Genomic DNA, 22,677 nt, shown 5'->3' with positions numbered 1-22,677 from the left:
GTATTGGCCGAACAACGCATCGGCCAGAACACGGAGGTCACCTTGCATTTCGCACTGCGCCTGGAAAACGGCGACACGGTCGACAGTACTTTCGATAAGGCACCGGCGACGTTCAAGGTCGGCGACGGTAACCTGTTGCCGGGTTTTGAAGCCGCATTGTTCGGCTTCAAGGCCGGCGACAAACGCACCCTGCAGATCCAGCCGGAAAACGCTTTTGGCCAGCCCAACCCGCAGAACGTGCAGATCATTCCTCGTTCGCAGTTTCAGGACATGGAATTGTCGGAAGGCCTGCTGGTTATCTTCAACGATGCGGCAAATACCGAGTTGCCGGGCGTAGTGAAAACTTTTGACGATACTCAGGTGACAGTCGACTTCAATCATCCGTTGGCCGGTAAAATATTGACCTTTGATGTTGAAATTTTCGACGTTAAAGCGATCTGATTGACGGAACACTGGACAAGTGTGGGAGCGGGCTTGCTCGCGATAGCGGTGTATCAGGCAATATATTTGCTGAATATGTATCAGTAATCGCGAGCAAGCCCGCTCCCACATTTGATCTGTGTTGTTCAATAGAGATCATCCGCCGGCGGCTGCAATGATCCAATCTCTTGCGCTGCAAGACACGAGGCACAGTATGCAAATCAAACTCGCCAATCCCCGTGGCTTCTGCGCTGGCGTGGACCGGGCGATTGAAATCGTCAACCGCGCCCTGGAGGTCTTCGGGCCGCCTATCTATGTGCGTCACGAAGTGGTTCACAATAAATTCGTGGTCGAAGACCTGCGCGCACGCGGTGCCATTTTTGTCGAAGAGCTGGACCAAGTGCCGGATGACGTCATCGTCATCTTCAGTGCTCACGGGGTTTCCCAGGCCGTGCGCACTGAGGCTGCGGGCCGTGGCCTTAAAGTCTTCGATGCTACCTGTCCGCTGGTGACCAAGGTGCATATCGAGGTGGCACGTTACAGCCGTGACGGTCGTGAATGCATCCTGATCGGCCATGCTGGTCATCCGGAAGTCGAAGGCACCATGGGCCAGTACGACTCGAGCAATGGTGGCGCGATCTACCTGGTGGAAGATGAGAAAGACGTCGCTGCCTTGCAGGTGGTAAACCCTGACAGGTTGGCCTTCGTGACACAAACTACCTTGTCCATGGATGACACCAGCCGCGTCATTGATGCGCTGCGCTCGCGCTTCCCCGCGATTGGCGGGCCGCGCAAGGACGACATCTGCTACGCCACGCAAAATCGTCAGGACGCCGTCAAGCAACTGGCCGATGAGTGCGATGTGGTGTTGGTGGTCGGCAGCCCCAATAGCTCCAACTCCAACCGCCTGCGCGAACTCGCGGAGCGTATGGGCACCCCGGCGTACCTGATCGATGGCTCCGAGGACATGCAGCGTGGCTGGTTCGATGGTATTGAACGTATTGGCATCACGGCGGGTGCCTCGGCACCGGAAGTCCTAGTGCGTGGTGTGATCCAGCAATTGCAGGCATGGGGCGCGACGGGCGCTGACGAGTTGGCAGGGCGCGAAGAGAACATCACCTTCTCCATGCCCAAGGAGCTGCGGGTTCGTTCGCTGCTCTGAGACCCAGGCCCGCCACATATCCGCGACATAACGCCTGCTCGGTCTTGTCACTGCGCAGGCTGATGCGGCCGGTGGGCGCCAGCACCACCTGATACAGACTCAGCGGCTGGTCCGTTGAGCAAACATGCACGGTACCCGCCCTGAAGCCTCCTGCTGACAATAGCGGTTCACCCAGGGCGCTGAAGCGAATCTGGGTTCGCACAGGTGTATTGCCCACGATCGGTATGCGTCCGCTGTCCTGGCGCTCCAGCAGGACCGGGTTGTCATCGTCCAGGTGACCGCGCCCATTCAAATCCAGCACCACTTTCCAGCCCAGGCTCCAGTCATCGTCCAGGGCATGGATGATAACGCTTCGATTGCGGACAATCGCTTGCGTGCGGGCGTAGCGCAGGCCGCCAGCCAGTGTTTGCGCAGCGCTCTGCTGTCGTTGTGATTCCAGCAGGCTCTTGAAACCGGGTACGGCCAACTGAGCCAGAAAACCGCTCAATATCAAACCCAACAGCAGTTCGATCAACGTGAAGCCTCGTTGTTTCATGCTTCGTCCCTCCGTGGACGTTCCGTCATCTGGCGGCACCCAAGCCTGAAAAAGGTGGGTGACCGAATGGCAGGCATAGTTATAGCGTCTACGGAGGCGCATCGAATGATGGCCTTTCTGCCCAAAGTATTTCGCTTTATTCCGGGGGGCTGCATAGGCGGCGGTGCGCGGCTAGTCTTGGGCGAACAGGGCAACTCCTGGTTTTTTGACAACCCTCGACATGGATGACGATGGTAATGAACGCGTGTCCGTTAACCTCTTGTACTACGCCTGTCACGCCGGGGCAGTCAGGCATGAGCTTGATCGAAGTGTTGGTTTCGGTACTGGTCCTCGGGGCTGGCCTGTTGGGTGCGGCCGCGGTTCAACTCAATGCGCTCAAGTACACCGACAGTTCACGGATGATTAGCCAGGCCAGTTTTATCGCCTACGACATGCTCGATCGGATCCGTGCCAACTCTGGCGCCGACTACACATGGGAGTCTCCCGGCGTTGCGCCTGCCAGTAGTTCGATAGCTAGCGTGCGGGATCTGGATCTGCACGATTTTGAAGCCAATATCCTTGGTTTTGCAGGGAAGGCTGGCAAAGGCTCGATTGCCATCAGCCAGCGAGACGTCAGTATCAGCATCAGTTGGGATGATTCCCGTGCGGCCCACGCTGCCGATACCCGGGAAATGTTCATCCTGACCAGCCGTATTGCTGCCGATCCAAGGGCTGGGCAATGACCCGCCCGAATGAAGGATTCGGGCTGCTTGAGCTGTTATTGGCGCTGGCCTTGGGGTTGGTTGTGGTGTTGGCTGCTATCCAGGTGTCCCTGGCTACCCGGAGTACCTATGTCAGTCAGTATGCATCGGAGTTATTGCAGGATGACGCACGATTTATCCTGAGCAAGATGACCCAGGAAATTCGCCTGGCAGGCATGTTTGGTTGTCTATCGCTCCCCTCGATCACTGACGCGCCGGTTGATTTTTCCCGGCCTGTCGGCTGGTTCGCCGGTGGTGGCTCAACGGGCTTGATACTGGTCACTGCCGATGTCGGTGCGCAAGGCAGCCGTCCTGATTGGACGGTGCTGTCCGACTGCGTTGAAAGTGCCCAGGCTTATGCCGGCTCACCGCGGCCGGGAAGTGGGCAGATCAGTTTTCCGCTTCGTAGGCTGACCTATACCTACGAGTCGGGTCAATTGAAACTCAGCACCCTCGCAACTCCGGCCAAGGCAGTACTGGTAGATAACGTACGTGCATTCGAACTCAGTTTCGGAATGGCTGGCGCATCCGGATCCACTGTCGTCACCCGGTACGACAGCCAGCCCGCCGACGAGTCCCTGATCCGTAGCGTGCGTATTGTGCTGACCCTCCAGGACCCCGGCGGTCGTGTTCGGGATCAGACTTATAGCGTGGTCGCTGCCTTGCGTAATCGCCTTGATTAGCCGTTGTCCTGGAGCCGGGCAGGGAGGCATGGTCTTGTTGGTTTGTCTGGCGCTCCTGCTGTTGTTGACGCTCGTCGGCCTTTCTTCGATGCAGGCTGCCACTTCACAGGAAAAGCTAGCCGGCAGCCTTTGGCATCGTAATCAGTCCTTTCAGGCCGCAGAAAGTGGACTCAGATTTGGCGAATCCGCAGTGCAGGCGCCAGGGTTTGAGTTGCGAGCTTGTCTGTCACAGGTTACGTGCGCGCCGCCCCGTGAGTCGATGTCGGTTAGCGTGCCTGGAGTCGATCCGCTTTCGGTAGTCAATTGGATCGGCATGAAGCAAGGGCTCTACGGCATACAGAACCTGGGGCGCGGGGTGGGACAGGCGCATTTGCCGCCCGGTACCCCGGCGACTCTTTACCGTGTAACAGCAGTAGGGATCAGCGGCCATTCACGCACCGTGCTGGAGACGATATATGCGCGTGTGCCATCGGGAGATACCGGTGGTGAGCGATTCCGACGGGTCTTGTGGCGACAACTGCACTAGGTGGACAGCGCAATGAGCAACAGTAGAGGATTTACCCTGATCGAGTTACTGATTTCGATGGCAATTATTGCCACCTTGGCCGCAGTTGCCTATCCCCGCTATATCGCTCATACGAAAAAGGCCTACCGTGCAGAGATCGTCGGGCTGCTCTCCGAGCAAGCGCAGTACCTTGAACGGCATTATGTGAGAAATGGGTCTTTTATTGACGCGGCGGGCATCAGTGAAGGCAATGATCGCTATAGAATCACGGTGATTTTGAATCCGCAGGATTTCAGCTTGATCGCTACACCGCTCTCCAGTGCCATGGCGGGTGACCGATGTGGTGACTTCAGCTTGAGCAGTACTGGCGCGCGAACCAATCCAGGCGCAGAGAACGGCGCAACTCGCCAGGAATGTTGGGGGCGATGAGGCCGTTGGGGCTACGAAGGGGGCTGCAGCGCACTTTTTTTATTGGCTGGATCAAATAATGACTAAGCAGCAAACAGTGATTGTCGGTGGTGGTGTTATCGGGTTGTTGACGGCATTCAATCTGGCGACCCAGGGACAGCCGGTGGTTTTGCTCGACCGTTCGGCGCTGGGGCAAGAGTCGTCCTGGGCGGGGGGCGGGATTGTTTCGCCGTTGTACCCGTGGCGCTATAGCCCGGCAGTCACTGCGCTGGCGCATTGGTCCCAGGATTTTTATCCCCAGTTGGCCGAGCGTCTTTTCGCGGCCACGGGCGTCGATCCCGAGGTACATACCACGGGGTTGTACTGGCTGGATCTGGAGGATGAGGCCGAGGCGCTCGCCTGGGCTGTTCGCGAAGGCCGGCCGTTGAGTCCGGTGGATGTTTCAGCAGCCCATTATGCCGTCCCGGTACTGGGTCCTGGATTTTCCCGGGCCATTTACATGGCGGATGTGGCTAACGTGCGAAACCCCCGGTTGGTCAAATCCCTCAAGGCTGCGTTGCTGGCCTTGCCCGGTGTGACGATTCATGAGCAGTGCGCGGTAGACGGGTTCATTCGCGAGGGTGAGAGGATTGTCGGGGTCAATACCGCCTCTGGCGAAATACGCGGCGAGCATGTGGTCCTCGCGGCTGGCGCCTGGAGTGGGGAACTGCTGCACAGCCTTGGCCTCGTGTTGCCGGTGGAGCCGGTCAAGGGGCAGATGATCTTGTACAAATGTGCGCCGGATTTTCTTTCGGGCATGGTTCTGGCAAAGGGGCGTTATGCCATTCCGCGCCGGGATGGGCACATTCTGATTGGCAGCACGCTGGAGCATGCAGGCTTCGACAAGACGCCGACCGAAAGTGCCCTGGAAAGCCTGAAGGTGTCGGCTGTGGAGTTGATTCCTGCCCTGGCTGATGCCGAGGTAGTGGGGCATTGGGCGGGATTACGGCCTGGATCGCCGCAAGGTATTCCTTACATCGGCGAGGTCCCGGGATTTGAAGGGTTATGGCTCAACTGCGGGCATTACCGCAATGGGTTGGTGCTGGCGCCGGCGTCCTGCCAGTTGTTTGCTGATCTGCTGCTCGGGCGCCAGCCAATCATTGATCCCGCCCCTTATGCGCCGGCCGGACGGATTTAATCGGCGGCATCAACCCGGCGCGGAGCGGCGGTATTCGCTCCGGCAGGCGATTTCAACGATCGATGGATCTGGGGCCTTGTTCCAGGTGCGCTTGAGTGCAATACCACTCCTGTCGCTGGCTCAACGCCCGGTCCTGGGGTAGGTGTACGCCGCAGTGCGCGCAGCGGACCATCGGTGTCGCACCGTGTTCATCCGGCCTTTGCTGTGTAGACGCGGGGCGCTTGAACTTGCGCCACAACCATATCGCGGCAGCAATCAGGGCAATCCAGAACAGTAAACGAACCATGGCAGGTAGCTTCTCGACAGGAAATGCGCCAGTTTAGCCAAGGACGTGGTTGACGCACAGAGTAATAAAGTTGCGCCACGAAAAAGGAGCCCCTATGGGCTCCTTTTTGGTGTTGCGCTGGCCGGTATCAGTCAAAGACACCGAACGTCATGTAGCTGAACCACGAGCGATCTTCGTTGTTGCCGAGTGCTTCGGGTTCCTGTTCCTCTACCACGTCGCCGTTTTCGTCATGTGGCTTCAGGTCCGAAGGGATGGCATCCTTGGCGTCCTGGTACTGCTTGATCACGTCCTGGTTGGCGCGGGTTTCGCCCGGCGGCAGCGGCGGACGGGATTCGATCAGGCCCAGGGTGTACTTGCTCAGCCAAGAGCGGTTGTCCGCTTCGGCAACCTGTGGCACGAACTGGCCGTCTTGCAGGCTAGGGTGATCCGGGTAGTTGAGTTTCAAGGTTTCCAGGCTGGTGTTCGCCAGGGTGTCTAGGTGCAGACGCTGGTAAGCCTCGGTCATCACTGCCAGGCCGTCACCCACCGAAGGGGTTTCCTGGAAGTTTTCCACAACGTAGCGACCACGGTTGGCGGCTGCTACATAGGCCTGGCGGGTCAGGTAGTAGTGCGCAACATGGATCTCGTAGGAAGCCAGCAGGTTGCGCAGGTAGATCATGCGCTGCTTGGCGTCGGGAGCGTAGCGGCTGTTGGGGTAGCGGCTAGTCAGTTGGGCAAACTCGTTATAGGAGTCGCGGGCGGCGCCAGGGTCGCGCTTGGTCATGTCCAGCGGCAGGAAGCGCGCCAGCAGGCCGACGTCCTGGTCAAACGAGGTCAGGCCCTTGAGATAGTAGGCGTAGTCCACGTTCGGGTGCTGCGGGTGCAGACGGATAAAACGTTCGGCCGCGGACTTGGCAGCTTCCGGCTCGGCGTTCTTGTAGTTGGCGTAGATCAGCTCGAGCTGGGCCTGGTCGGCGTAGCGGCCAAACGGGTAGCGCGACTCCAGTGCTTTGAGCTTGGCGGTGGCGCTGGTGTAGCTATTATTGTCCAAGTCTGTCTGAGCTTGCTGGTACAGCTCGACTTCGCTGAGGTTTTCGTCGACGACGTCCTTTGTTGACGAGCAAGCAGCAGTCATGGCGAGGATGGCGATCAGCAGCAGGTGTTTCACTTGCATGGCGGCTTGCGTCCCTATGACGGCCGCTGTCTTGGGCGGGGCCGTCCTGTTATGATGAGCGCCCCGTTGAAAGCCTCGGGGCAAAAGACGCCGTATTTAACCACAAGCGCGCAGCCGAAACCAAAGGCTGTGCCACGCCTAGTCTGAGCATGTCCGATAAAATTGAACTTAGCGCAGAGGTGCCGTCCGAATTGGGCGGCCAACGCCTCGATCAAGTCGCCGCACAATTATTCGCTGAGCACTCGCGCTCGCGCCTTTCCGCCTGGATCAAAGACGGCCGCCTGACTGTGGATGGAGCGGTAATCCGCCCGCGAGACATAGTGCATGGCGGTGCGATTCTTGAGCTGACTGCCGAGCAGGAAGCCCAGGGAGAATGGATTGCCCAGGACATCGAGCTGGATATCGTCTATGAAGACGACGACATCCTGGTCATCAACAAACCCGCAGGCCTGGTGGTTCACCCGGCGGCCGGGCACGCTGATGGCACTTTGCTCAATGCCCTGTTGCACCATGTGCCGGACATCATCAATGTCCCGCGCTGCGGCATTGTCCACCGCCTGGACAAGGACACTACCGGTCTGATGGTGGTGGCCAAGACCATTCAAGCGCAGACGCAGTTGGTAACACAATTGCAGAGCCGCAGCGTCAGCCGGATCTACGAATGCATCGTGATCGGTGTGGTGGTGGCCGGTGGCAAGATCAATGCACCCATTGGTCGCCACGGCCAGCAGCGTCAGCGCATGGCGGTGATGGAGGGCGGCAAGCAGGCCGTCAGCCATTATCGCGTACTGGAGCGTTTCCGTTCCCATACACATGTGCGGGTGAAGCTGGAAACCGGTCGTACCCACCAGATTCGGGTACACATGGCACATATCAACTTTCCGTTGGTCGGTGATCCGGCCTATGGCGGCCGCTTCCGTATTCCCCCGGCAGCCAGCCAGACCATGGTCGAATCACTCAAGACGTTCCCGCGCCAGGCACTGCATGCACGCTTCCTGGAACTGGATCATCCGACGAGCGGTAAGCGAATGAGCTGGGAATCGCCATTGCCGGACGATTTTGTCTGGTTGTTGTCGCTGCTCAAGCAGGATCGTGAGGCGTTTGTCGGGTGAGTGACTGGCTGATTCCTGACTGGCCTGCGCCGATCGGGGTGAAAGCCTGCGTCACCACGCGTGCGGGCGGCGTCAGTCTGGCGCCGTTCGATAGCCTCAACCTTGGCGATCATGTCGAGGACGACCATGAGGCCGTCCTTGATAATCGCCGTCGTCTTGGCGACGTGTTCAATATCCAGCCGGCCTGGTTGCGCCAAGTCCATGGTGTGAGCGTGGTCGAAGCCGATCCAGGACGGATTGCCGAAGCCGATGGTAGTTGGACTCGAACCCCTGGCATCGCCTGCACGGCAATGACTGCTGATTGCCTGCCGGCATTGTTCTGCACGCGAGACGGTACGCGAGTCGCGGCTGCTCATGCCGGCTGGCGTGGGTTGGCGGCAGGCGTGCTGGAGGCGGCGGTCGACAGTCTGCAAGTCGAGCCTGGCGAAATACTGGTCTGGCTGGGCCCGGCCATTGGCCCGCAAGCCTTCGAAGTCGGCCTGGAAGTACGTGAAGCCTTTATACAGAGGCATCCGCAAACATCGGAAGCCTTCGTCCCCAGCCAAAAACCGGGCAAGCTGATGGCTGATATCTATCAGTTGGCCCGCCTGCGCCTGGCTGCTCACGGTGTAATGGCGGTCTACGGTGGCGGTTTCTGCACCGTGACCGATCCGCGCTTCTTTTCTTACCGGCGCAGCCCTCGCACCGGACGATTTGCCTCCCTTATCTGGCTCGAACGCTAGACTCTCCTGATCCATATCAAATACCGACAGCTTGATTCTTCCAGAATCCACCCCATCTATAAGGGTATCTGGCAGGTTTCTTCATCAGGATTGTTTTATAGCTCCGGCCTGCTCAAAAGGAAGGTGACTAATGCGTATTGATCGTTTAACCAGCAAATTACAGTTGGCGTTATCGGATTCCCAGTCCCTGGCGGTTGGCCTCGACCATCCGGCCATTGAGCCTGCGCACTTGATGCAGGCGCTCCTGGAGCAGCAGGGGGGGTCTATCAAACCTCTGTTGATGCAGGTGGGCTTTGATGTCAACAGTCTGCGCAAGGAGTTGAGCAAAGAGCTCGACCAACTGCCGAAAATCCAGAATCCCACGGGCGACGTGAACATGTCCCAGGACTTGGCGCGCCTGCTCAATCAAGCAGACCGCCTGGCCCAGCAGAAGGGCGACCAGTTCATTTCCAGCGAGCTAGTATTGCTTGCGGCCATGGATGACAACAGCAAACTCGGCAAGTTGTTGCTGGGCCAGGGCGTCAGCAAAAAAGCCCTGGAAAATGCCATCAACAATCTGCGTGGTGGCGAGGCGGTGAACGACCCCAATCATGAGGAGTCGCGTCAGGCCCTGGATAAATACACCGTCGATCTGACCAAACGCGCTGAAGACGGCAAGCTGGACCCGGTGATCGGCCGTGACGATGAAATCCGTCGCACCATCCAGGTCCTGCAGCGTCGCACCAAGAACAACCCTGTGCTGATCGGTGAGCCCGGCGTGGGTAAAACCGCGATTGCCGAAGGTCTGGCCCAGCGCATCATTAATGGTGAAGTGCCGGACGGCCTCAAGGGCAAGCGCTTGCTTTCCCTGGACATGGGGGCGTTGATCGCGGGTGCGAAGTTCCGGGGCGAGTTCGAAGAGCGCCTCAAATCCCTGCTTAATGAGCTGTCGAAGCAGGAAGGGCAGATCATTCTGTTTATCGACGAGCTGCACACAATGGTTGGCGCCGGCAAGGGAGAAGGCTCCATGGATGCCGGCAATATGCTCAAGCCTGCACTGGCCCGGGGTGAATTGCATTGCGTGGGGGCCACTACACTCAACGAATATCGCCAGTACATTGAAAAGGACGCGGCCCTGGAGCGTCGCTTCCAGAAAGTGTTGGTGGAAGAGCCAAGCGAAGAAGACACCATTGCGATCCTGCGTGGCTTGAAAGAACGCTATGAAGTCCACCATAAGGTGGCGATCACCGACGGCGCGATCATTGCGGCGGCCAAGCTGAGCCACCGCTACATTACTGACCGTCAGTTGCCGGACAAGGCCATCGATTTGATTGATGAAGCGGCCAGCCGCATCCGCATGGAGATCGACTCCAAGCCTGAGGTGCTGGATCGCCTGGAGCGGCGCCTGATTCAATTGAAAGTCGAATCCCAGGCGCTGAAAAAAGAAGATGACGACGCGGCGAAGAAACGCCTGGAGAAACTCAAGGAAGAAATCGTCCGTCTGGAGCGTGAGTATTCGGATCTGGAGGAAATCTGGACCTCGGAAAAGGCCGAAGTACAGGGATCCGCGCAGATCCAGCAAAAAATCGAGCAGTCACGTCAGGAGCTGGAGGCCGCACGCCGTAAAGGCGACCTGAACCGCATGGCCGAGTTGCAGTACGGCGTGATTCCGGACCTGGAGCGCAGCCTGCAAATGGTCGACCAGCATGGCCACAGTGAAAACCAGTTGCTGCGCAGCAAGGTGACCGAGGAAGAAATCGCCGAGGTCGTTTCCAAGTGGACCGGTATTCCCGTGTCGAAAATGCTTGAAGGCGAGCGCGACAAACTGTTGAAGATGGAAAGCCTGTTGCACCAGCGCGTCATTGGCCAGGAAGAGGCCGTGGTGGCGGTGTCCAACGCAGTAAGGCGCTCCCGGGCCGGCTTGTCCGACCCGAACCGTCCGAGTGGCTCGTTCATGTTCCTCGGCCCGACCGGTGTGGGTAAGACGGAGCTGTGCAAGGCTTTGGCAGAGTTCCTTTTCGATACCGAAGAGGCCATGGTGCGTATCGATATGTCCGAGTTCATGGAGAAACATTCCGTAGCCCGCTTGATCGGGGCGCCGCCAGGGTATGTAGGTTACGAAGAGGGCGGCTACCTGACCGAAGCGGTACGGCGCAAGCCTTACGCGGTAATCCTGCTGGATGAGGTCGAAAAGGCCCACCCGGATGTGTTCAACGTGTTGCTGCAGGTGCTCGAGGATGGCCGCCTGACGGACAGTCACGGGCGGACCGTGGATTTCCGCAATACGGTGATCGTGATGACTTCCAACCTGGGTTCGGTACAGATCCAGGAGCTGGTCGGGGATCGTGAGGCCCAGCGCGCGGCAGTTATGGATGCGCTGACGACCCATTTCCGCCCCGAATTTATCAACCGGGTCGACGAGGTGGTGATCTTCGAGCCACTGGCGCGGGATCAGATCGCGGGTATCACCGAAATTCAGTTGGGTCGCCTGCGCAGTCGCCTGGCCGAGCGCGAGTTGTCGCTGGAGCTGAGCCAGGAGGCGTTGGACAGGCTGATCGCAGTCGGTTACGACCCGGTGTATGGCGCACGGCCATTGAAGCGTGCGATCCAGCGCTGGATCGAGAACCCGCTGGCACAGCTGATCCTGTCGGGCAGCTTTATGCCGGGCACCAGCGTTACAGCCACGGTGGCGAACGACGAGATAGTCTTCCACTAAGCGCTGGCAGTACCGAAATAGAAGAGGCCTTGCATTGCAGGGCCTTTTTTTTCGATAGGGCGTTGAACTGTAAGGCAAAGGCTTGTAAAGTGCGCCCCGCAGCAACGTCAGCCCACGGGTTTCTTCTCCCCAAGGAGAAATCAGAAAGAAGCGCAAATCATTGTCTTAAAAGCAATTTAAAGGGTTGACAGGGGTTTTTAAGATTGTAGAATAGCGCGCCTCAGAGGCATGAACGTAGCGATACGGGCAAGTCGAAGAGAAGGTAACAAGCGGTAACGTAGTACTTTGAAATATGTAGTTCCGTGATAGCTCAGTCGGTAGAGCAAATGACTGTTAATCATTGGGTCCCAGGTTCGAGTCCTGGTCACGGAGCCAATTTCAAACCGGGGTATAGCGCAGTCCGGTAGCGCGCCTGCTTTGGGAGCAGGATGTCAGGAGTTCGAATCCCCTTACCCCGACCATATTTGGGTCGTTAGCTCAGTTGGTAGAGCAGTTGGCTTTTAACCAATTGGTCGTAGGTTCGAATCCCACACGACCCACCATTTTTGAAACCAGTTAACGCTGGAATCAGATCTTAAGATCAGAGGCCAAAAGCGCTGATCGAAGAAGGCGACTTGAAAAGGTCGCCTTTTTTTTACCGGGGTATAGCGCAGTCCGGTAGCGCGCCTGCTTTGGGAGCAGGATGTCAGGAGTTCGAATCCCCTTACCCCGACCATATTGAAAATCCCTGTATCGAAAGATGCAGGGATTTTTTTTGCCTGTACAAATCCTGAAAGCACCGCAGATCAAATGTGGTAGGGGGCTTGCTCCCGATTATGGTGTGTCAGTCGCTAAATGTTTGACTGAACCACCGCAATCGGGAGCAAGCCCCCTCCCACATTGATCGAGTCCCATCCGGGACCGTGGTATCAGTGCAGTTTGAGACGCGGCTCGGTGCCTCGTCCAATCTTGCTGCCCAGCATCAACATCGCTGTGCGGAAGAACCCGTACAGCGCCATCTGATGCATGCGGTACAGCGACACATAAAACATCCGTGCCAGCCAACCTTCCAGCATCACGCTGCCTGTCAGGTTGCCCATCAAGTTGCCCACAGCCGAAAAGCGCGACAGCGAGATCAGCGAACCGTAATCGGTGTACTTGTAGGTGGGCAGCGTCTTGCCTTCGATGCGCAATTTCAGCGACTTGGCCAACAGCGACGCCTGCTGATGAGCGGCCTGCGCCCGGGGCGGTACGTTGCGATCAGTGCCCGGTTGCGGGCAGGCGGCACAGTCACCAAAGGCGAAGATGTTTTCGTCGCGTGTAGTCTGCAATGTCGGCAGTACTTGCAACTGATTGATGCGGTTGGTTTCCAGGCCATCGATGTCCTTGAGAAACGCCGGGGCGCGGATACCTGCGGCCCAGACCTTGAGACTTGCTGGAATCACCTGGCCGCTGCTGGTGATCAGGCTGTCGGCGGTGACTTCGCTCACTGCCGAGTTGGTCATTACGGTCACTCCGAGCTTCTCAAGAGTTTTATGCACAGGCGCGCCAATACGTTCCGGCAGGGCAGGCAGCACCCGCGGGCTGGCTTCGATCAGGGTGATATGCATGTTTTCCGGCTTGATCTTGTCCAGGCCGTAGGCCGCCAGTTCATGAGCGGCATTGTGCAGCTCGGCGGCCAGTTCGACACCGGTAGCGCCTGCGCCAACGATCGCCACGCTAATCTGTTCCACCGCGTCGGTTTGCCCTGCATGGGCGCGCAAGTAATGGTTGAGCAATTGCTGGTGGAAGCGTTCAGCTTGCTTGCGGGTATCGAGGAACAGGCAGTGTTGTGCCGCGCCTTCGGTGCCGAAGTCGTTGGTGGTGCTGCCGACGGCAATCACCAGGCTGTCATAATTCAAGACCCGCGCTGGCACCAGTTCCCGGCCCTCTTCATCAAGGGTTGCGGCCAGTTGGATTTTCTTCTGTTCACGATCCAGCCCACTCATGCGCCCCAACTGGAACTCGAAGTAGTTCCATTTTGCCTGGGCGACATAATTGAGCTCGTCTTCAGAGGAGTTCAGCGAGCCGGCGGCTACCTCGTGCAGCAGAGGCTTCCAGATATGGGTCAGGTTGGTGTCCACCAGCGTGATGCTGGCGGTGCCGCGCTTGCCCAGAGTTTTACCCAGGCGGGTAGCCAACTCCAGGCCGCCGGCGCCGCCGCCGACGATAATAATACGATGGGTCATGGGGGTATCTCGCAAGGCTAAAAGAAATCGGTGCAATTACCCGTGCGAGCGCAAGGCAGCTCATAGCGTCAGGTAACTCAGAAAACGGCTCAACAGACCCAGGGCGATCACCACCGCCAGTATCACTCCAAGGAGCAGCCAAGGCCGGAAGGGCTGGCGCTCAACCTGGTGCTGGGACAGTTGCAGGTATTCTTCGACATGCTGTTGGTCGTCGGGGTTCAGGCGGCTGGTCATAAGGGCCTCGTCAGGTAGACGTTGCAAAAGCAGTGAACGTTACACCAAGCGAGCTTGGGCATTGCCAGAAGCATAGTCGTTGAACCTCGGGGCTTGCGTTCATCAGCAATCGACAGTCGAAAAACGTTTGCTCTTTGTATTCCCAGGCTTGGGGTTTCGCCATGTTGCTGGTCAGCCTCAAAGGCTGATACCGACGTCAAACACAATACTGCGTCCCAGATTGTTACGCAGAAAGTCCGGGGCGTCGGGATGCGCGAACAGAACCCTGGCAAACGTCGGTCCGACCAGGGACAGCGAGCGCCAACCTTGGCGCAAATATTCGGTGGGGGGCGGGAAGTGGCTGTTGAGATCCAATACTTCGCGCTTCAGGCTGGCGAAGGCAATGATGTCCAGATCTCCCAGATCCATGCCGCGCTCTTTATAGTTGTGAGCTTTCTTGCGCAGGGTTGGCGCCAGGCGCATTAGAAACTCGTGGGCGGGTATGCGCTTGGGTTTGGCTTCGCGCCGCACCAGTTGGCTCAGGGAGAATGCACTGCGCCGGCGCAGCAACTCGTCGCGCCATTCGTCATTGAGGCGCCGACCTTCGTCGAGAACAAAAAACACTTCGAAACTGGCGTCGCGAAACAGCACGTCAGGCGGCTCTTGCCCTGCGGCGTGAAACTCTTCGGCGCGATAGGGTACGTTCAAGCCTTGCAGCAGACGCTGGCAGACCCAACGCTCGCGTTCCCATTTGCGGGCATTGGACAGGAACGCATTGGCTTGTTCGGCCGCTATGGTGAGCAGGCGCAAATAATCTGAGTCATCCATGGCCCAAGCTTAGCGTTCAAATGATGACTGAAGGAAGTCCTGCTTCAAAAGCTCGGTGTAGACTGGCCATTCGCTCAGTGGTCTCGCGCAAGGAGTTCGCGATGAAGTGTTCCGTAGTGATATTTCCAGGCATTTTGCCGATGTCGGCTCGACGGTCAGGCTACGCGGCCATCCATGTGCGTCGGTCGTTGGAGCTATTTCAGCCGTGATCAGCGCTACTGTCCTGGCACCGGAAACCCTCAGCGTTGGCTGGCTGCTGTATGCGCCTTTGGTGATGTGGGCGATCCTGCGTTCACCCTGGGTCGAGCTGTTTTCCGACCGACGGCGCCAACACTTGTTATTCGGTACGGTGTTCGCGTTGTTCATGTTGTGGTTGGTACGCCGGGATTTCGACACGGGTGTGTCCTATCACTTTATCGGTATGACCGCAGTGACTCTGTTGCTCGACTGGCCCCTGGCAATTGTCGGTGGGCTGGCGGCCCAGATGGGTTTGGTTGTGCTCGGTCGTCAGGACCTGGCCGCAGTCGGGGTCAATGGCATGCTCCTTATTCTGCTGCCTGTGCTGGTGACTGAAGCGTGCGCATTACTGGTGGAGCGGGCTCAGCCGCGAAACCCCTTCGTATACATCTTCTGTTCAGGTTTTTTTGCCGCTGCACTATCGGCGTTGTTGTGCCTGTTGGCGGGACTCGGACTGCTTTGGCTGGACGGTCGTTTCGCAATGCCGGAATGGATTGAGGACTTCATCGGCTACTTGTGGCTGATTATCTTTCCCGAGGCGTTTATCAATGGCGTAGTGATCAGTGCGCTAGTGGTGTTTTGCCCGGAGTGGCTGGAGACCTTCAACCGCACGCGCTACCTCTCGGCGCCCTGGAAGGACGACGATTCGCGGCCTTGATCCAAATCAAATCCTGGAGGCGCAAGTGGTCTCATGCTTTGCGAAACTTTCAGGAGCATGATCATGAGTGTGTACGAGTGGGCACGGCAGGAGTTGCGCCGAAGTCAGGATGCAGCGCAGGAAATCGGCTTTGACCCGGGTTTGACACTGCGAGCCCTGCTCAGTGCAGTGGTGCAGCAGAGCAAGGGCGTACGCAGTTTCGAGGACCTGGCCGACGAGTTGCAATACCTTGCGGAGAACCTCGATGACCAGCAGGAATATGCCTTTATGCGTCCTTAATGGCGCGGCGGCAGGTCTTCGGAGAACAGTTCGTCTTCAGCGTCCCGTGCAATGGGAATCTTGTGTTCTTCAGCTGCCCAGGCGCCCAGGTCGATCAGTTTGCAACGGTCCGAGCAGAACGGTCGGTTGAGGTTGGTCGCTTTCCATTCCACGGGCGCACCGCAGGTTGGGCAGTCGACGGTCAAAGGTTGGCTCATGTTCGGCCTCCACGCAAAGTTAGGTAAAAATGGTGCAATCGCTCGACCTCGCTGTGCAACCAGGCGAGGTCTCGGTCATTGACCAGCACGTCATCGGCATGGTTCAGGCGCTCTTCCCGGCTGGACTGGGCCTTGAGGATTGCCTGCACCTGTTCTTCGCTGATGCCGTCGCGCTGCAGGGTACGTTGAATCTGTAGCGATTGCGGCACGTCGATTACCAGGATGCGCTGGGTCATGCGGTTCTGGCCGGACTCAATCAGCAGTGGCGAGACCAGAATCGCATACGGCGATCGGGCGCGGGCCAGATGGCTGCGAATCTCGTCGCCAATCAGTGGATGCAGGAGTGCTTCCAACCAGCGGCGCTCATCCGGCACCTGGAAAATACGTTTGCGCAAGGCCGCACGATCCAACTGGCCATCAGGCAGCAGGATCTCGGCGCCAAAATGCTCGACGATACTCGCCAGCGCCGGCCGGCCGGGCTCCACTACCCAGCGGGCAGCGTGGTCGGCGTCGATAAGGTCGACGCCAAGGTCGATGAAGTGCTGGGCCGCTGCGCTTTTGCCGCTGCCGATGCCGCCAGTGAGGCCAAGAACCCAAGGTGTCACAGTAGAAGTGGTCATCTGAAACCGGCGGACTGCAAATAGAAGTTGGTTATTTGACCACCCCAGAGCAATGCAATCCAGCCGGCAGTGGCCAGATAAGGCCCGAAAGCCAGGGGCGCTGATGTCTGGGTGCCGCGCAGGCGCATCAGTATCAACCCCGATATGGTGCCGGCCAGCGAAGCGAGCAACAGTGTCATCGGCAGGATTTGCCAGCCCCCCCAGGCGCCGAGCATGGCCAGCAGCTTGAAGTCCCCTTGGCCCATCCCGTCCTTTCCGGTGACCAGTTTGAATACCCAGAATACCGACCACAGGCTCAGGTAGCCGGCAATGACACCCCAAAGTGCGTCGGACAGAGAAGTGAACAGGCCAAAGGAATTGAGGATCAGCCCGAGCCAAAGCAGCGGCAAGACCAGCACGTCGGGCAACAGTTGATGATCGGCATCGATCAGGCTCATGGCCAGCAATCCCCAGCTCAGCAGCAACACGGCGCCCGCCGCCCAGCCAAAGCCGAAATGCCAGGCAACGAAAGCCGAGACAAGCGCGCATGCCAACTCGGTGAGGGGGTAGCGCGCACTGATGGAGGCTTTGCAGTGCGCACAGCGACCTTTAAGCAGCAGGTAACTGAGCAGCGGGATGTTTTCCCAGGGACGAATCGGCTGGGCACAGTGTGGGCAGCGGGAGCCAGGGTGCATCAGGTTGTAGGTTGCGCCGACCGGTTCGTGCTCAAGCCCGAGGATGTCGCGGGCCTGGGCGCGCCAATCCCGTTCCAGGATTATTGGCAGGCGCCATGCCAACACATTGAGAAAGCTGCCGACGATCAAGCCGAGCACCAGCGCGCTCCATATGAATACCCAAGGCTGCTGGGTCAGTAGTTGGCTCAGCGTCATGTTCAGAACGCCGTGCCGAGCTGGAAGATCGGCAGGTACATGGCGATCACCAGTGCCCCGACAATGCTGCCAAGCACCAGCATGATCAGCGGTTCCATGAGGCTGGTCAGGTTGTCCACCAGATTATCCACGTCCGCTTCGTAGTGACTGGCGACCTTTTCCAGCATGCTGTCCAGGGTGCCGGACTCTTCACCGATGACAGTCATTTGAATTGCCATGCCGGGAAACAGCCCGCTGGCGGCCATGCTTGTGTTCAATTGCATCCCTGTGGCCACATCCTGGCGCATACGGTTGATTGCCTGTTTGAATAACCCGTTACCGGTGGCTCCTGCCACCGAATCCAGTGCTTGTGCCAGCGGTACTCCGGCCGAAAAAGTAGTCGAGAGCGTGCGCGCGTACCGGGCAACGGCTGACTTTTTCAGCAGTGTGCCTGCCAGCGGTACTTTCAACAAACCGGTATCCAGCCACAGGCGAAATCCAGATGAGTGACGATAGCCGTGGCGCAGCCCCAAAACACTGGCACACAAGGCCATGAGCAGCATCCACCAGCTGTGCTGGAGAAACTCCGACAGCGCGATAACCGTCAAGGTGAAGCCCGGCAGTGGCGTGTCGATCCCGGCAAACAGCCCTCGGAACTGCGGCACTACGTGAATCAGCAAAATGCTGCTGACGAGCGTGGCTACGATCAATACCACCAGCGGATACGTCATGGCTTTCCTGATCCTGGCCTTGAGTCGTTGGCTCTTTTCCAAATGGGTCGCGACGCGTTCCAGCAGGATTTCCAGGGCTCCGGCCAGCTCGCCGGCCGCGATCAGGTTGCAATACAGCGTATCGAAGTAATGTGGCTTTTTCAGCAGCGCCAGCGACAGGCTGCTGCCGGCAGCGATGTCTTGCTTCAACTCCTGCAGCAATGAGCGCATGTGCCGGTTGTCGAAACCGTCGCCGATGATATCGAACGCTTGCAGCATGGGAATACCGGCTTTTGAAAGTGTCGCCAGTTGCCGAGTGAAGAGCGTGATTTCGGTGGGGCTTACAGGGCTTCTCAGGCTTGAAAGTACGGCGGATTTTACGCGAACCCGGCTCGGATTGATGCCTTGGCGGCGTAGTTGTGCCTTGATCAGCGCGGGGTTGTGGCCGCGGGTTTCGCCGGATACTTTACGGCCATTGTGAAGGGTGCCTTCCCAAGCATAGGTGGTTGGCGCGTTGTTCATGGCTTGGTCACACCAATGCTTGTCGTGTCGAGGAGCAGATTGTTCATTTCGCGCTACCGCAAGTGGACAGGTGAAGCTATACAGCTTAGTCAGGCGCTTGTGTCCGTCAGGCCCGCACAGGGTGGAAAAATGTCAGATTGTACGTCTTGTGAGGGATTGGTCCGGCATGGATGAGTACACTGGCGTGGCTGCTGAGAGCCGGGCGCAGGATGTGCCTTGCATGCTGTTTTATTCTGGAGAGTGAAAGTAATGCGTCAGAAAGGATTTACCCTGATCGAGTTGTTGATCGTTGTAGCGATCATCGGGATTTTGGCCACGATTGGCTTGCCCATGTATACCAAGCACCAGGCCAAGGCGAAGTTCACTGCGGGCTTGGCTGAAGTCTCGGCATTGAAGGCCGGTTTTGAAGACACCTTCAACCAGGGCACCGCGCCGACGCTGCCATTGATCGGCGGTACCAGCCCGACGGCCAATTGTGCAATTACCGTCACGGGCGATCTCGCCACGGGTGCAGGCTCGATTGCCTGTGAGATCCTCGATGCACCGCCGCTTGTCCTGGGCAAGACCATTACTTTGACCCGCAGTGCCACCGACGGTTGGAAGTGCGTCACCACGGTCGAAGAGCAATATGCTGCAAAAGGCTGTACAGCTGGCGGCGCATGACAGCTTGAACCGGGCAAGCCGAACGTTATCAAGGCAGTGTCCGGTTCACCCACCCCCTCCACAAGGATGTAGAAGTCGCCCATGACGTTATCCACGCAGCAACGAGGACGTGTGTTTCTGGTGGTGGCGTTGTGTCTGCTGACGCTATGTATCACCGCCTCTTTCAGCACCCACGACTGGCAACGCACAGTGCAGATCAGTATTGGGTTGTGTGCGCTGCTTTATGGGATGTCGATGGCCACCGCTCACCGCGAGCAGCTATTGATAGACAGGCCTACGTCTATCGGGCTGGTGATCATTCTGGGGTTGGGCCTGGTGTCTGTGGGGTTTGCGCATCAGCCGCTCTGGGCGTTGACTGAATGGGCGCTGCTGATCACCTGCGGGTCTATCGCCGTAGCTTTTGCCGTGTTGCGGCGCAATGGTGACGAAACCCTTGATCGTGTACTGATTCTGTTTGTGCTGCTGCTGTGCTTGATAAAAAGCCTTCAGTACGGCCACTCGGCCTTCCTGGCGTTTACCCGAGGTGCGTCGATACTGGATATGGACCTGTTGCTCTCGGGTTTTTCCAATAAGCGCTTTTATGGCCAGTTCCAGACCTTTACCTTGCCGCTGCTGGCATTGCCCTTGCTGCTCTCGACCACCTCGCGTACTGCGCGCGGCCTGGTGTTCGTGCTGTTGTGTGCCTGGTGGCTGATCGCGATCAGTGGCGGCACCCGTGGTACCTGGCTTGGCATGGGGGCTGCGGCCATGGTCCTGGTTTTCCTGGGGCCCTGGGGCCGTCGCTGGCTCGCCTGGCAAGTCACTGCACTGGGCTGTGGACTGTTTTTCTACTGGTTGCTGTTCAGCGTACTGGCGCGGCACCTGGGCGTGGAAGTTTCCAATTTTGCGGATGAACGCCTGACGGCAAGCCTTTCGAACCGGGAGGTCATCTGGTGGCAAGCGTGGGACATGATTCGTGAGCGGCCATTGTCAGGTTTTGGGCCGATGCATTTTGCCGATATTGCCAACCCTGTCGCTGCTCATCCGCATCAGGCTATTTTGCAATGGGCCAGCGAATGGGGCGTGCCGTCAGCCCTGTGTGTAATGGTCTTGGCCTTGCGTGCATCCTGGGCAACCCTCATGGTTGTACACCAGCGCGCGCAGACACGGGTATCGGCAGACCTGCTGCGTCTGTGTCTATTCGCCGCGCTGATCGGCGCACTGGCCCAATCGATGGTCGATGGCGTCATCGTAATGCCCAACTCGCAATTATGGTTGGCGCTGGTGGTAGGCTGGTTGATGGCATTGCATCCGTGGCAAGTCCCCGGCAGGGCAATACCTTCGCTGTATAGGGCGTGGACGGTGCTGGCTGCGTTGTCAGTGGCATTGCTGATATTTGTTGCTTGCCGGGACCTGCCTTACACCAAGGAGCGCAACCAGCAATATATGGACGCCGGCAAAACGCATCTGCAGCCACGTTTCTGGGTCCAGGGCGTCATTGCCCATGAAGGGCGCTGAGTTGCCGGACGTCCAAGGCAGTGCTAGCTTTAGCCCACCGCCCGTGTAGCTCAGTTGGTAGAGCAGCGCACTCGTAACGCGAAGGTCGCAGGTTCGACTCCTGTCTCGGGCAAAAAAGGCACCACAGTTTTCAGATGATCCCAGAATGGTTCTGAAGGCCAGATGAACCGGTATTCATGCCCGTTCTTTTGTATCTGCGCGACCTTGATGACCCAGATGCATCCCCATTCCTCGATCTAAGAGAACGACATGACCACGACAGAAATGACCCAGGAAGTTCGGCACCAGGCAGCCCTCGATAAATACCTTGAGGAATCGCCGCAGCTTAAACAAGAGATCAAGGAGCTGAGCGCCGATGATCAGCGCGACCAGATCCAGTGGGCATTCGAGGACGAGGCCGAGAGCCAGGGCTTGCAGCCCTGGGAATTGACCCTTAAGTACACCAGCACGCCGGAGGAATTTGAAGCGGCACGTCTGGTCTTGCACAAAGAGGCCGCTGAAGTGCTGGGTGTCGAGTGGAACGAGTACTGCGAGATGAACAATCTGGTGGTCTGAAACCAGCAACAAGCGACAAGCCGCACGCTGCAAGTGGTCACCGACCCTCTTGCAGCGTGCGGCCTCTTCAGATGCTAAGGCGCATCGACAAGTCCACCGCCTTCACATCCTTGGTCATCGCACCAATAGAGATGTAGTCCACACCAGTTTCGGCAATCGGCAGCAACGTGCGTTCATTGATTCCGCCGCTGGCTTCCAGCTTGGCCTTGCCGCCGTTCAATCGCACCGCCTCGCGCATGTCATCCAGGCTCAATTCATCCAGCATGATGATATCGGCACCCGCCGCCAGTGCTTCGCGCAGTTCCTGCAGGCTTTCCACCTCGACCTCCACCGGCTTGCCCGGGGCAATTCTGTGGGCGGCCTCGATGGCTTGGGCAATGCCCCCGCAGGCGGCGATATGGTTTTCCTTGATCAGGAAGGCGTCGTACAGGCCGATGCGGTGATTGTGGCAACCGCCGCAGGTCACCGCATATTTTTGCGCCAGTCGCAGGCCCGGCAGCGTCTTGCGAGTGTCCAGCAGCTTGACCTGCGTGGTGGCGACAAAATCCGCAAGGTACTGCGCACGCGTTGCAACGCCTGACAGCAGTTGCAAAAAATTCAACGCGCTACGTTCACCGGTCAGCAACGAGCGAGCGGGGCCCTCGAGGTGGAACAACACCTGGTCGGGGCTGACGCGCTCGCCATCGTGCACTTGCCAATGCACGGCGACACGCGGATCGAGTTGACGGAACACGGTATCGACCCAGGCGGTACCACTGATGACCGCGGCATCGCGGGTGATGATCGTGGCTTTGGCCAGCCGTTCGGCCGGGATCAGTTGCGCGGTGATGTCGCCGCTGCCGACGTCCTCCAACAATGCGCGGCGCACGTTGGCTTCGATTTCGGCGGTCAGGTCGGCGAGACGTAGATTCGGCATAACGGGCTCCACAAACAAAGTGGCCCAATTATAGGGCTATGGCGGCGCCTAACCCAAGGCGCTAGAGAGGGGCAATTGGCCAGGCCTGCCTGATTGCAAAGCAAATACAGAGTTTGCTGGCGCGACAGG

At 58.3% G+C, this 22,677-nt stretch carries 26 protein-coding genes and 5 tRNA genes; 20 read left to right on the top strand and 11 right to left on the bottom strand.

Annotated elements, in window-relative coordinates; translation table 11 throughout:
• The first annotated feature begins 3 nt into the window (after positions 1-3).
• Together fkpB and ispH are read left to right on the top strand one after the other, a co-directional pair.
• Positions 4-441: an FKBP-type peptidyl-prolyl cis-trans isomerase gene (gene fkpB, locus OQ460_RS20875; RefSeq protein WP_410022073.1), complete on the top strand. Its 438-nt coding sequence runs from the start codon at positions 4-6 to the stop codon at positions 439-441.
• A gap of 193 nt (positions 442-634) precedes the next feature.
• Positions 635-1,582: a 4-hydroxy-3-methylbut-2-enyl diphosphate reductase gene (ispH, locus tag OQ460_RS20870; RefSeq protein WP_410019237.1), complete on the top strand. Its 948-nt coding sequence runs from the start codon at positions 635-637 to the stop codon at positions 1,580-1,582.
• On the opposite strand, the gene OQ460_RS20865 is transcribed toward ispH, so the two are convergent.
• Positions 1,536-2,117: a GspH/FimT family pseudopilin gene (locus tag OQ460_RS20865; protein WP_410019236.1), complete on the bottom strand. Its 582-nt coding sequence runs from the start codon at positions 2,115-2,117 to the stop codon at positions 1,536-1,538. The genes ispH and OQ460_RS20865 overlap by 47 nt on opposite strands.
• Positions 2,118-2,353: 236 nt before the next feature.
• On the opposite strand from OQ460_RS20865, the gene pilV reads away from it, so the two are divergent.
• From pilV to thiO, 5 genes are read left to right on the top strand one after another with little or no spacing between them, the layout of a single operon-like run.
• Positions 2,354-2,839 carry a type IV pilus modification protein PilV gene (gene pilV, locus OQ460_RS20860; RefSeq protein WP_410019235.1) on the top strand — a complete coding sequence of 162 codons (486 nt, stop codon included), beginning with the start codon at positions 2,354-2,356 and terminating at the stop codon, positions 2,837-2,839.
• On the top strand, positions 2,836-3,540 hold the full coding sequence (locus tag OQ460_RS20855) for a prepilin-type N-terminal cleavage/methylation domain-containing protein (protein WP_410019234.1): 705 nt from the start codon (positions 2,836-2,838) through the stop codon (positions 3,538-3,540). The genes pilV and OQ460_RS20855 overlap by 4 nt, the downstream gene beginning before the upstream one ends.
• 28 nt (positions 3,541-3,568) lie before the next feature.
• Positions 3,569-4,066, top strand: a complete 498-nt coding sequence (locus OQ460_RS20850; protein WP_410019233.1) for a pilus assembly PilX family protein — start codon at positions 3,569-3,571, stop codon at positions 4,064-4,066.
• A 12-nt stretch (positions 4,067-4,078) separates the two neighbouring features.
• On the top strand, positions 4,079-4,474 hold the full coding sequence (locus tag OQ460_RS20845; RefSeq protein WP_410019232.1) for a type IV pilin protein: 396 nt from the start codon (positions 4,079-4,081) through the stop codon (positions 4,472-4,474).
• A gap of 58 nt (positions 4,475-4,532) precedes the next feature.
• Positions 4,533-5,630: a glycine oxidase ThiO gene (gene thiO, locus OQ460_RS20840; protein ID WP_410019231.1), complete on the top strand. Its 1,098-nt coding sequence runs from the start codon at positions 4,533-4,535 to the stop codon at positions 5,628-5,630.
• 52 nt (positions 5,631-5,682) lie between these two features.
• Here the strand turns inward: thiO and OQ460_RS20835 are convergent, their stop codons facing one another.
• Both OQ460_RS20835 and OQ460_RS20830 read right to left on the bottom strand, forming a co-directional pair.
• On the bottom strand, positions 5,683-5,916 hold the full coding sequence (locus OQ460_RS20835; RefSeq protein ID WP_410019230.1) for a PP0621 family protein: 234 nt from the start codon (positions 5,914-5,916) through the stop codon (positions 5,683-5,685).
• 127 nt (positions 5,917-6,043) lie between these two features.
• A complete protein-coding gene (locus tag OQ460_RS20830; RefSeq protein WP_410019229.1) occupies positions 6,044-7,069 on the bottom strand; it encodes an outer membrane protein assembly factor BamD in 1,026 nt (341 codons plus the stop codon).
• Positions 7,070-7,218: 149 nt separating this feature from the next.
• On the opposite strand from OQ460_RS20830, the gene rluD reads away from it, so the two are divergent.
• From rluD to OQ460_RS20795, 7 genes are all read left to right on the top strand, one after another.
• Complete coding sequence (gene rluD / locus OQ460_RS20825) at positions 7,219-8,181, top strand: 23S rRNA pseudouridine(1911/1915/1917) synthase RluD (RefSeq protein WP_410019228.1); 963 nt, start codon at positions 7,219-7,221, stop codon at positions 8,179-8,181.
• Entirely contained in the window at positions 8,178-8,903 is a 726-nt protein-coding gene (pgeF, locus tag OQ460_RS20820) for a peptidoglycan editing factor PgeF (protein WP_410019227.1), read from the top strand. The genes rluD and pgeF overlap by 4 nt, the downstream gene beginning before the upstream one ends.
• A gap of 130 nt (positions 8,904-9,033) precedes the next feature.
• A complete protein-coding gene (gene clpB, locus OQ460_RS20815; RefSeq protein ID WP_410019226.1) occupies positions 9,034-11,598 on the top strand; it encodes an ATP-dependent chaperone ClpB in 2,565 nt (854 codons plus the stop codon).
• Between the two features lie 299 nt (positions 11,599-11,897).
• Positions 11,898-11,973: transfer RNA gene (locus OQ460_RS20810), tRNA-Asn, on the top strand.
• A gap of 9 nt (positions 11,974-11,982) precedes the next feature.
• A tRNA-Pro gene (locus tag OQ460_RS20805) sits at positions 11,983-12,059 on the top strand.
• A gap of 5 nt (positions 12,060-12,064) precedes the next feature.
• A tRNA-Lys gene (locus OQ460_RS20800) sits at positions 12,065-12,140 on the top strand.
• Positions 12,141-12,236: 96 nt separating this feature from the next.
• A tRNA-Pro gene (locus tag OQ460_RS20795) sits at positions 12,237-12,313 on the top strand.
• A 193-nt stretch (positions 12,314-12,506) separates the two neighbouring features.
• On the opposite strand, the gene OQ460_RS20790 is transcribed toward OQ460_RS20795, so the two are convergent.
• The 3 genes from OQ460_RS20790 to OQ460_RS20780 form a co-directional block, all read right to left on the bottom strand.
• Positions 12,507-13,805, bottom strand: coding sequence for an NAD(P)/FAD-dependent oxidoreductase (locus tag OQ460_RS20790; protein WP_410019225.1), 1,299 nt, complete (start codon positions 13,803-13,805; stop codon positions 12,507-12,509).
• 60 nt (positions 13,806-13,865) lie between these two features.
• On the bottom strand, positions 13,866-14,039 hold the full coding sequence (locus OQ460_RS20785; RefSeq protein WP_410019224.1) for a DUF3094 family protein: 174 nt from the start codon (positions 14,037-14,039) through the stop codon (positions 13,866-13,868).
• Between the two features lie 177 nt (positions 14,040-14,216).
• On the bottom strand, positions 14,217-14,846 hold the full coding sequence (locus OQ460_RS20780; protein ID WP_410019223.1) for a DUF1780 domain-containing protein: 630 nt from the start codon (positions 14,844-14,846) through the stop codon (positions 14,217-14,219).
• Between the two features lie 205 nt (positions 14,847-15,051).
• On the opposite strand from OQ460_RS20780, the gene OQ460_RS20775 reads away from it, so the two are divergent.
• Together OQ460_RS20775 and OQ460_RS20770 are read left to right on the top strand one after the other, a co-directional pair.
• A complete protein-coding gene (locus OQ460_RS20775) occupies positions 15,052-15,741 on the top strand; it encodes an energy-coupling factor ABC transporter permease (protein WP_410022072.1) in 690 nt (229 codons plus the stop codon).
• Positions 15,742-15,804: 63 nt separating this feature from the next.
• Positions 15,805-16,020: a hypothetical protein gene (locus OQ460_RS20770; RefSeq protein ID WP_084376378.1), complete on the top strand. Its 216-nt coding sequence runs from the start codon at positions 15,805-15,807 to the stop codon at positions 16,018-16,020.
• Here the strand turns inward: OQ460_RS20770 and yacG are convergent.
• From yacG to OQ460_RS20750, 4 genes are read right to left on the bottom strand one after another with little or no spacing between them, the layout of a single operon-like run.
• Positions 16,017-16,217, bottom strand: a complete 201-nt coding sequence (gene yacG, locus OQ460_RS20765) for a DNA gyrase inhibitor YacG (RefSeq protein WP_410019222.1) — start codon at positions 16,215-16,217, stop codon at positions 16,017-16,019. The two genes, OQ460_RS20770 and yacG, sit on opposite strands and share 4 nt — an antisense overlap.
• The gene (gene coaE / locus OQ460_RS20760; protein ID WP_410019221.1) at positions 16,214-16,837 is read right to left on the bottom strand and encodes a dephospho-CoA kinase; all 624 of its coding nucleotides are present in this window, start codon (positions 16,835-16,837) and stop codon (positions 16,214-16,216) included. The genes yacG and coaE overlap by 4 nt, the downstream gene beginning before the upstream one ends.
• Positions 16,834-17,700: a prepilin peptidase gene (locus OQ460_RS20755; RefSeq protein ID WP_410022071.1), complete on the bottom strand. Its 867-nt coding sequence runs from the start codon at positions 17,698-17,700 to the stop codon at positions 16,834-16,836. Before OQ460_RS20755 ends, coaE begins: the two co-directional genes overlap by 4 nt.
• 8 nt (positions 17,701-17,708) lie before the next feature.
• A complete protein-coding gene (locus OQ460_RS20750) occupies positions 17,709-18,917 on the bottom strand; it encodes a type II secretion system F family protein (RefSeq protein WP_410019220.1) in 1,209 nt (402 codons plus the stop codon).
• A gap of 249 nt (positions 18,918-19,166) precedes the next feature.
• Here OQ460_RS20750 and OQ460_RS20745 point away from each other — a divergent pair, with 249 nt between their 5' ends.
• The 4 genes from OQ460_RS20745 (at position 19,167) to OQ460_RS20730 (ending at position 21,632) form a co-directional block, all read left to right on the top strand.
• Complete coding sequence (locus OQ460_RS20745) at positions 19,167-19,580, top strand: pilin (protein ID WP_410019219.1); 414 nt, start codon at positions 19,167-19,169, stop codon at positions 19,578-19,580.
• Positions 19,581-19,661: 81 nt separating this feature from the next.
• Complete coding sequence (locus OQ460_RS20740; RefSeq protein WP_410019218.1) at positions 19,662-21,077, top strand: O-antigen ligase family protein; 1,416 nt, start codon at positions 19,662-19,664, stop codon at positions 21,075-21,077.
• Between the two features lie 39 nt (positions 21,078-21,116).
• Positions 21,117-21,189, top strand: a tRNA-Thr gene (locus OQ460_RS20735).
• A gap of 137 nt (positions 21,190-21,326) precedes the next feature.
• On the top strand, positions 21,327-21,632 hold the full coding sequence (locus OQ460_RS20730; RefSeq protein WP_410019217.1) for a DUF6388 family protein: 306 nt from the start codon (positions 21,327-21,329) through the stop codon (positions 21,630-21,632).
• A 67-nt stretch (positions 21,633-21,699) separates the two neighbouring features.
• Here the strand turns inward: OQ460_RS20730 and nadC are convergent, their stop codons facing one another.
• On the bottom strand, positions 21,700-22,548 hold the full coding sequence (gene nadC / locus OQ460_RS20725; RefSeq protein ID WP_410019216.1) for a carboxylating nicotinate-nucleotide diphosphorylase: 849 nt from the start codon (positions 22,546-22,548) through the stop codon (positions 21,700-21,702).
• Between the last annotated feature and the right edge of the window lie 129 nt (positions 22,549-22,677).

Origin of the sequence: Pseudomonas imrae (assembly GCF_046352735.2) — a bacterium.
Lineage (GTDB): Bacteria > Pseudomonadota > Gammaproteobacteria > Pseudomonadales > Pseudomonadaceae > Aquipseudomonas > Aquipseudomonas imrae.
This window is presented reverse-complemented; position numbering and strand designations above follow the sequence as displayed.